The organism is Desulfuribacillus alkaliarsenatis (genome assembly GCF_001730225.1).
In the GTDB taxonomy this organism is placed as follows: Bacteria; Bacillota; Bacilli; order Desulfuribacillales; family Desulfuribacillaceae; genus Desulfuribacillus; species Desulfuribacillus alkaliarsenatis.
On record NZ_MIJE01000032.1, the window covers coordinates 227,345 to 233,912 of the forward strand.

Genomic DNA, 6,568 nt, shown 5'->3' on the forward strand with positions numbered 1-6,568 from the left:
TACTTCCTCTCTACTCTAGCAAAATAAAAATCTAAATCCTGACTTTCTTTTTTCACCCAACATGGATTGTATGGAGTTTGTTTTCTAATCTAACTTCTTCTTGGCTTTCATTTGTCTTTAACCTTAGAATAGGTATACCATATTTCTCCAAGATTGTGTCTTTCATTTGATCGCGCTTTAATTGCTCCGGGTTTTGATCGTGGAACTTGTACCCATCTACTTCTACTACCAATACAGGCATTTTGTCTAGTCTATTGAAAATAACAAAATCGGTATGAGTTAAAACATTCGATGCAAAATGACGTTCTCTTTCGTTCAACAAATTCGTATCTCGTAAAAGCATTTTTAGCGGTACATGCATAACATATTCAAGACTTCTATACTTATCTTGACTTAAGACTTTTTCTATAAGCATATCTATTAATATCTCTGATTGATACTTTGATACGTTCTTCCTAGTTTTCATAATGGCTCTTAGTTGCTCAGAGTAACAATGGTATAGCAAATCAAATACGGAGTATACTTTGCTGTTAATGATTTCAAAATTGTTGTATTTAATATATTTTATTAAATCACCAATATTACTATTATCATTTTTGTCATTATCCGAAACAACAATAATTAATTTCTTGACTGCTCTTGAGATTGCAACGTTTACCAGATTAGGATTATCAACAAAGTCGTTAATTTCATTAACTACAGTAGAAATGATGATTGTATCTTTCTCACGCCCTTGATATTTATGAACCGTGTCAATTTCAATATTTTTGCTATCAAAATGCTCAGAGAGCTTAGTGACTTGCATACGATATGGCGAAATAATACCAATCGACTGATTCGTATCATCTCCTATTTGCTCAGGGATGATTTCTTCTACTATGACATCGATTTGACGCTGATTATACGTTCCGCGAGCATGGTTTCCCTTTACTGTTTTGTATACCACTAATGGCTTATCCTGATTAGCTTCTTCCGTTAAGATAACAAGCCCATTATTGTAATACTTTTGATTGCAAAATCCAATTATCTTTGGGTGACAGCGGTAGTGCTCTCTCAATAGAGTCTTTGGAACATCTTCTATTAAGTTTGCAACGGAAGATAGCATGCTATGGTTAGAGTAACGATACACCTCGTTCAAATTATATGTATTAAATATGCGATCGGTTTCCTCAGCAACTTCGTTAGGAACTACATTGGGTAACTGCATTAAATCACCAACAATCACGGCATTCTTAGCACATGATAGCGCCAAGGCGCCCGAGACTATATCAACCTGCGATGCTTCATCCATGATAACATAGTCAAATAAGTAATTCTTATTAGCACAATTTCTTAAAGAATGGGTTGTGCTCATTATGACTGGGTATTCATCGATAAATGCTTCAAATCCTTTCCAAGTGAAGTTAGAAGTAAACATCGGTCGTTCTTTAATATTAGCGTACATCTTTGCCAGCTTTGCCTTGAAAAGCCTCATCGAATCTTCGCTATATTTCTTCATAGCCTTATTGAAATGGTACCGTTCAAGACGTTCTTCAAACTTACTAATTTGCTTTTTCAATTCTAATATTTTCAATTCATAAAAATAGTTCTGCAAGAATCCTATAATATCTTCCGTTTGATTATTAAAGAACGAGAAATTAAATATACCAAAGCTAAAGAAATACTTAATCTTTTGCAGCAGATGTAGTGGAACTCCTTGCTTTTCAAGCTGCAGATAATTCATACATAGGGCTAAGACTTTGTCGGAAGTGTGCTCATATAAGCTACGGTAAGGTTTAAGTTCATTCATATCGTTAAAATACTTGTCGAAATATTCTTTTTCCACAGTTATAACCGATAATTCATGTTTAAGTTTTGCAACGTTGTTTTTGATGGCTAGCATTTCATTAAGCTCTTTACTATTTTCTTCAATTTCCATTTGTAGTGATTGGTAATACTCGTCATCCATTGCCCAAGAACGCATATCTGGGTACGCTCCCGATTGACCTGTAATAAACTTTGTTTTGTTTTCATTATTTCCTAAGTAAGCTGCTATAAAGTCCACACCGTATTTGTGTAGCTTCTCAATTACGTTAGCTGTCGCTGCGTTGTTATTCGATACAATTGCTACTGTTTTATCATTCATAACTGCATTTGCTAATATATTTAATATCGTCTGCGTTTTGCCCGTACCTGGAGGCCCCTCGATGATACTAATATGCTCGTTTATTGCTTTTTCTGTTGCCTCCTTCTGACTTAGATTGAAGCCAAAAGGAAATATCGGTGTTTGGGGATTAGATGAACGTTTTAGCTCTTTAGGCTTTAAGTAGGTAGCTAGTACAGACCTTGGACTAATAGATTGTAAACTATTATACTGCTTGTACAGAAAGCTATTCTCTTCTTCATCCCCTACGCTAATTTTTTCTGCTGCTTTTTTTAGATATTCCAATATTTTAAGGGCTTCTGAATCATTTAGACTTCTTTCGATTGTAATTTCGTCTTTGGTATATAGTTTTTTATAACCTGATATGAAACAAATCCTAATATATTCAACAAAGTTTATTATTTTCTGGATACCAGATAACGGTTGCTCATTTTCATATACAAGTGTCGAAGTAGTATCTAACAATTGTGGATTAGAAAACCATTGAACATTATTATAATTATAGGTATATGTCTTACCTTTCTGAAACTGAATATGCCATTGACCGTCTCGCTTTTCACAATGACTAATAGCTTCAGTTTTGTCCTCACCCTTAACTAGTATAAGATGTTTTTCAATATCCACAGTGCTCAGCCTCCTTTAGTCGATACTTGCTGTATGTTTGCATCTTGGATACGAACTACATCCCATGAACGCTCCATATTTTCCATTCTTCTGAATTAACTTTCCACCACATTGTGGACATGTTTTTTCATTATATGAAGTGCTTGTTTCTATTATTTTTGTATTAGTTTGTTTTAATCTAACCATTATAAATGTTACTACCATAAGAAGTATGGATAGTCCGAATATTATGTATATGATATAAAATCTTTTTAAAAATTCATTAATAATTAGGTCTAAAGGTTCCATTAGTTTCTCCTAAGCTAGTTGATTTGTTAATTATATATTACTCTATTAAATTTACACACTTCTTCTAATTGCTCTATACTATGTTTATATATATCTCTCTATTATTTTTAAAATTCTCCTTTGAAGAAGTTTGTTTCATGCCTATCCCTTTAGCTATAACACTACAACTTGCAATAACCTCTATATTATCGAGCCATGGACGGAGCTTTATTCGAACGTTCCAGTACATGCGATGTTTCTGAACTGTACCCTCAGATAATACTACCTTGTGGCGCTACGCACCCAGCGAAGAAATGTGGCGAGGCAATTACTCCATGTTTGTACATCATTGATATTTGCTCCATGCATCAAGTTGCTACAGCACCCTTGCGAATGTATATTGTTATGTGACGTTATTTCGATCTTTATTAATTGATCCTAGCTTAGTTCCCAAACACCTTTGGAACTAATTTCTTTAGGTTTCATTATTTTTGACTTTCTAAGTTCTGTAGCAGCCCAACGAATGTCATATTGCCATGTATAAAACAAATTATCATTTTCATTTAACTCTTTTCCATATAATTCCCAGAACTTCTTGCAGATTTCTAATATTGTTCCTCTCCCCCCTAAGTTTTTTAAAACTTCAATCAATTTTCCTGGCAATTCGTCTTTTTTCATGGTTAGTACCCCTTTGCTTTTTTATTTATTAAAATAGTTATTATTTAATTTCAGCTAACGCTCGGCTCTCCTTTTGTCCCTTTCGGGTTAACATGACGACGCTGCAGAATTCACTTTATGTTACGGACTGTTATTTTGCTCTCCTTTCTCAGGAGGTTACTCCGCTTCAGCACATTGGGTCACCCCATGCACTGGGAGCCTGCTACATGGCTTTCTGGCAATTACCACGGTCAGACTTTCACTGACTAGCAAACTATGACTTTCAAGACACACGTGATGCGTTGTTAGCAGACGTATTGCTATTTAAGCAATGTTACCTTTGATATATTTTACATGTGAAATCTTTACATATTGAATCTCTTCTTTATGTTTATCTATAATTACGACAAAGTCTTTATCGAACCCTATAACAAAGCATTCTGTAATTTCCGATTCATCCTCTAGTAATACATTTTTTCTATTATAATTAACACATTGTACAAAGGTTTTGTATAAAGAAGCAATAATTATTGATAATATATACACTAGAACCATTAATATTAACGCAACAGTAATCTGGTTTTCATCTGAAACTTTATTATTTAGGTAATCCATTATTCCAAGCGACGATAATACGCCACCCCATATTATTAAAAGCATTATTTTAAGATTTGAATTTTTAGTATGCTTGATAAATTTTGAGTTGCCCAATAAATCTATCATTTCTTTATCATTTCTTTGAATTACTATTAGAACTATTGCTACTATGCACCCCATAAATACACTGGTCTTAACCAATAAGTCAAATTTATTAATTATAGCTTCAGGCATAATCAAACCTAAGAAAATCCCAAGAACAAAAGAGACAATTAGTAGTATTGTATCGTTGTTCGAAAAAGTTTTATTCAATCCAAACATTATTCGCTTTTTAAATGAATCAATAAATAAATTTACTATAAATGACGTAACTATGAAAATTACTGAAGCTATTGCTGTAATGATTAATATTGTTTCATTTGCGATTTGCATCTAATGTTTACCTCCTCAATGTCTGCTAACGTTTCGTACATCAACTTTTCTGAGCTGTCTTCACTGAAAACTCTCATTGCGGTTCTTTCGCCCAGCGAAGAAATGTGGTACGGCACCAACTACATGCTTGCACATCATAGATTTGCTTCGTGTTTCAAATTGCATCCGTACCCTTGCGAATGTACATTGTTATATGCAGTAGCGTTATACTTTAATTCTCAGACTATTAAGCATTAAAAATATATAGGTTCAGAACTCCAACCTAAATGAGTTCCTAATCCTTTTTCATAGTCTTTGTTTGATTCAATAATAGATTTTAAACTTTCCATATCCAATAACTCTATTATTTCATTCCAATCGACTAAGGGTAATGTTGAATTTACAATTTCTGCAACTATGTAAATAGATTTATAAGCAAATAAATGCGCATCTAAGTAATAACTGTCTCCAATACGTTTAGATATTCCAAGCTCTTCCAGAGATAAAGGTAACTTGTTAACATAATCAATCATTTTTTGGGGAACTAAATAAAGATTCTTGTCAATATTATCGCTTGAACTTTTTACTCTTACTCCTCGAAGAAAACGACGATGCTGTAAGGTATCTCTTAACGGATAAAACAATCTGATATAATTCTGAGTACTTTCATTTATAAGATAGTCACATATGCGTTCATTTTTTGATTTAAGTTTATTGTAAAATTTGTTTGTTTCTCGACATTCCGGTATTTTTAACCCTACTTCCATATTCGATAAATTTAGGTTGTAACGATGCTTTAATATCCATGCAATATCATCAAAAATACCTGTAATCAGCATAATAAAATAAGAAAAATGATATATAGTATTACTCTGAGTATCATTATTAGCTTTTTTTAAATCAAAATACGAAATCTTATCATAAGATCTACATATAAATTCAAGCCTTTGGGAAAGACTACTAAATTGTTCTAAAATATCATCTCCTAATATTTTATGAGTAGATACTACAACGCTCCAGGTATATTGAAATTTATCAAATATTCTCTTGAAGCGATATAAATAATAAAAACCTTCATTAATTGAATAATTTCTAGATAAATAAAACAACCGATTATTTACTAGTAGTAGTCTTACAAGTTCTAATCCATATTTAGGATTGACTGTGTTTTTTACTCGTTTTGAGTCTTGTAGAACTGGATTATCTTCATTTATGACAAAATAATCGAATTCATCTCCAGCGTAAAGATCTAATGTGCTTATATTGCTGCCACAGTATTGGCTTCTTACTTGATCCTCATCACCAAATAAAATAACTTTTTCAAAAACATCTGATTTTAAAGAGTAAAATTTTTTATCATGGTTATAACAATACTTTGTAGTAATAATGCCATCGAATTCTTGTAGTTTTTTAATTAAAGTAGTATCTTCCGTTGGAGAACATATTATTTTTATGAAAGGAAAAACACCTAATTTAAGTAAATTAATAATTTCTCCTTTATTATTTAATATATTTTCTTTATGCTTCTCTGTAAGAATATATATAGAAATATCATAGTTATCGGAAGAGGATATATTCCGATCGAATGGGTTTTCTTTGAGAATGTACTAACTTTTGTGCAAATGGTTAAACTTACCACTAAGGAGTTGATCGTTTATGCAAAGTAGTACGTTAGCTAAGGAATTAGCAAAAGATTGTCGTACAGTAGAAGATATCCAGGAAAAGATGAAAGAACTATTCAAGAATACTCTCCAAGAAATTTTTGAAGCAGAGATGGAAAATCATCTTGGGTATCCAAAGAATGATTCCAGAGGCATTAACACTGGTAATAGTCGTAATGGTTATAGTTCTAAAACCATTCAGACGCGT

At 32.4% G+C, this 6,568-nt stretch carries 6 protein-coding genes; 1 reads left to right on the forward strand and 5 read right to left on the reverse strand.

Annotated elements, in window-relative coordinates; all coding sequences use genetic code 11:
* Positions 1-52 precede the first annotated feature (52 nt).
* The 5 genes from BHF68_RS11850 to BHF68_RS11870 form a co-directional block, all read right to left on the reverse strand.
* Entirely contained in the window at positions 53-2,767 is a 2,715-nt protein-coding gene (locus BHF68_RS11850; RefSeq protein WP_069643865.1) for an AAA domain-containing protein, read from the reverse strand.
* Between the two features lie 15 nt (positions 2,768-2,782).
* The gene (locus BHF68_RS15860) at positions 2,783-3,055 is read right to left on the reverse strand and encodes a topoisomerase DNA-binding C4 zinc finger domain-containing protein (protein ID WP_069643866.1); all 273 of its coding nucleotides are present in this window, start codon (positions 3,053-3,055) and stop codon (positions 2,783-2,785) included.
* Positions 3,056-3,472: 417 nt separating this feature from the next.
* Positions 3,473-3,712, reverse strand: a complete 240-nt coding sequence (locus BHF68_RS11860; RefSeq protein WP_069643867.1) for a hypothetical protein — start codon at positions 3,710-3,712, stop codon at positions 3,473-3,475.
* Between the two features lie 303 nt (positions 3,713-4,015).
* Complete coding sequence (locus BHF68_RS11865; protein ID WP_069643868.1) at positions 4,016-4,720, reverse strand: hypothetical protein; 705 nt, start codon at positions 4,718-4,720, stop codon at positions 4,016-4,018.
* 233 nt (positions 4,721-4,953) lie between these two features.
* Entirely contained in the window at positions 4,954-5,808 is an 855-nt protein-coding gene (locus tag BHF68_RS11870) for a hypothetical protein (protein WP_069643869.1), read from the reverse strand.
* 547 nt (positions 5,809-6,355) lie between these two features.
* On the opposite strand from BHF68_RS11870, the gene BHF68_RS11875 reads away from it, so the two are divergent.
* Positions 6,356-6,568 (forward strand): transposase (locus BHF68_RS11875; protein WP_176719932.1); only part of this gene is annotated, 213 nt, incomplete at its 3' end.

What these genes read in the sequence shown, in the direction of transcription:
- BHF68_RS11865 (WP_069643868.1), bottom strand. Translation starts at nt 4,720, where the DNA reads ATGCAAATCGCAAATGAAACAATATTAATCATTACAGCAATAGCTTCA.
- BHF68_RS11860 (WP_069643867.1), bottom strand. Translation starts at nt 3,712, where the DNA reads ATGAAAAAAGACGAATTGCCAGGAAAATTGATTGAAGTTTTAAAAAAC.
- BHF68_RS15860 (WP_069643866.1), bottom strand. Translation starts at nt 3,055, where the DNA reads ATGGAACCTTTAGACCTAATTATTAATGAATTTTTAAAAAGATTTTAT.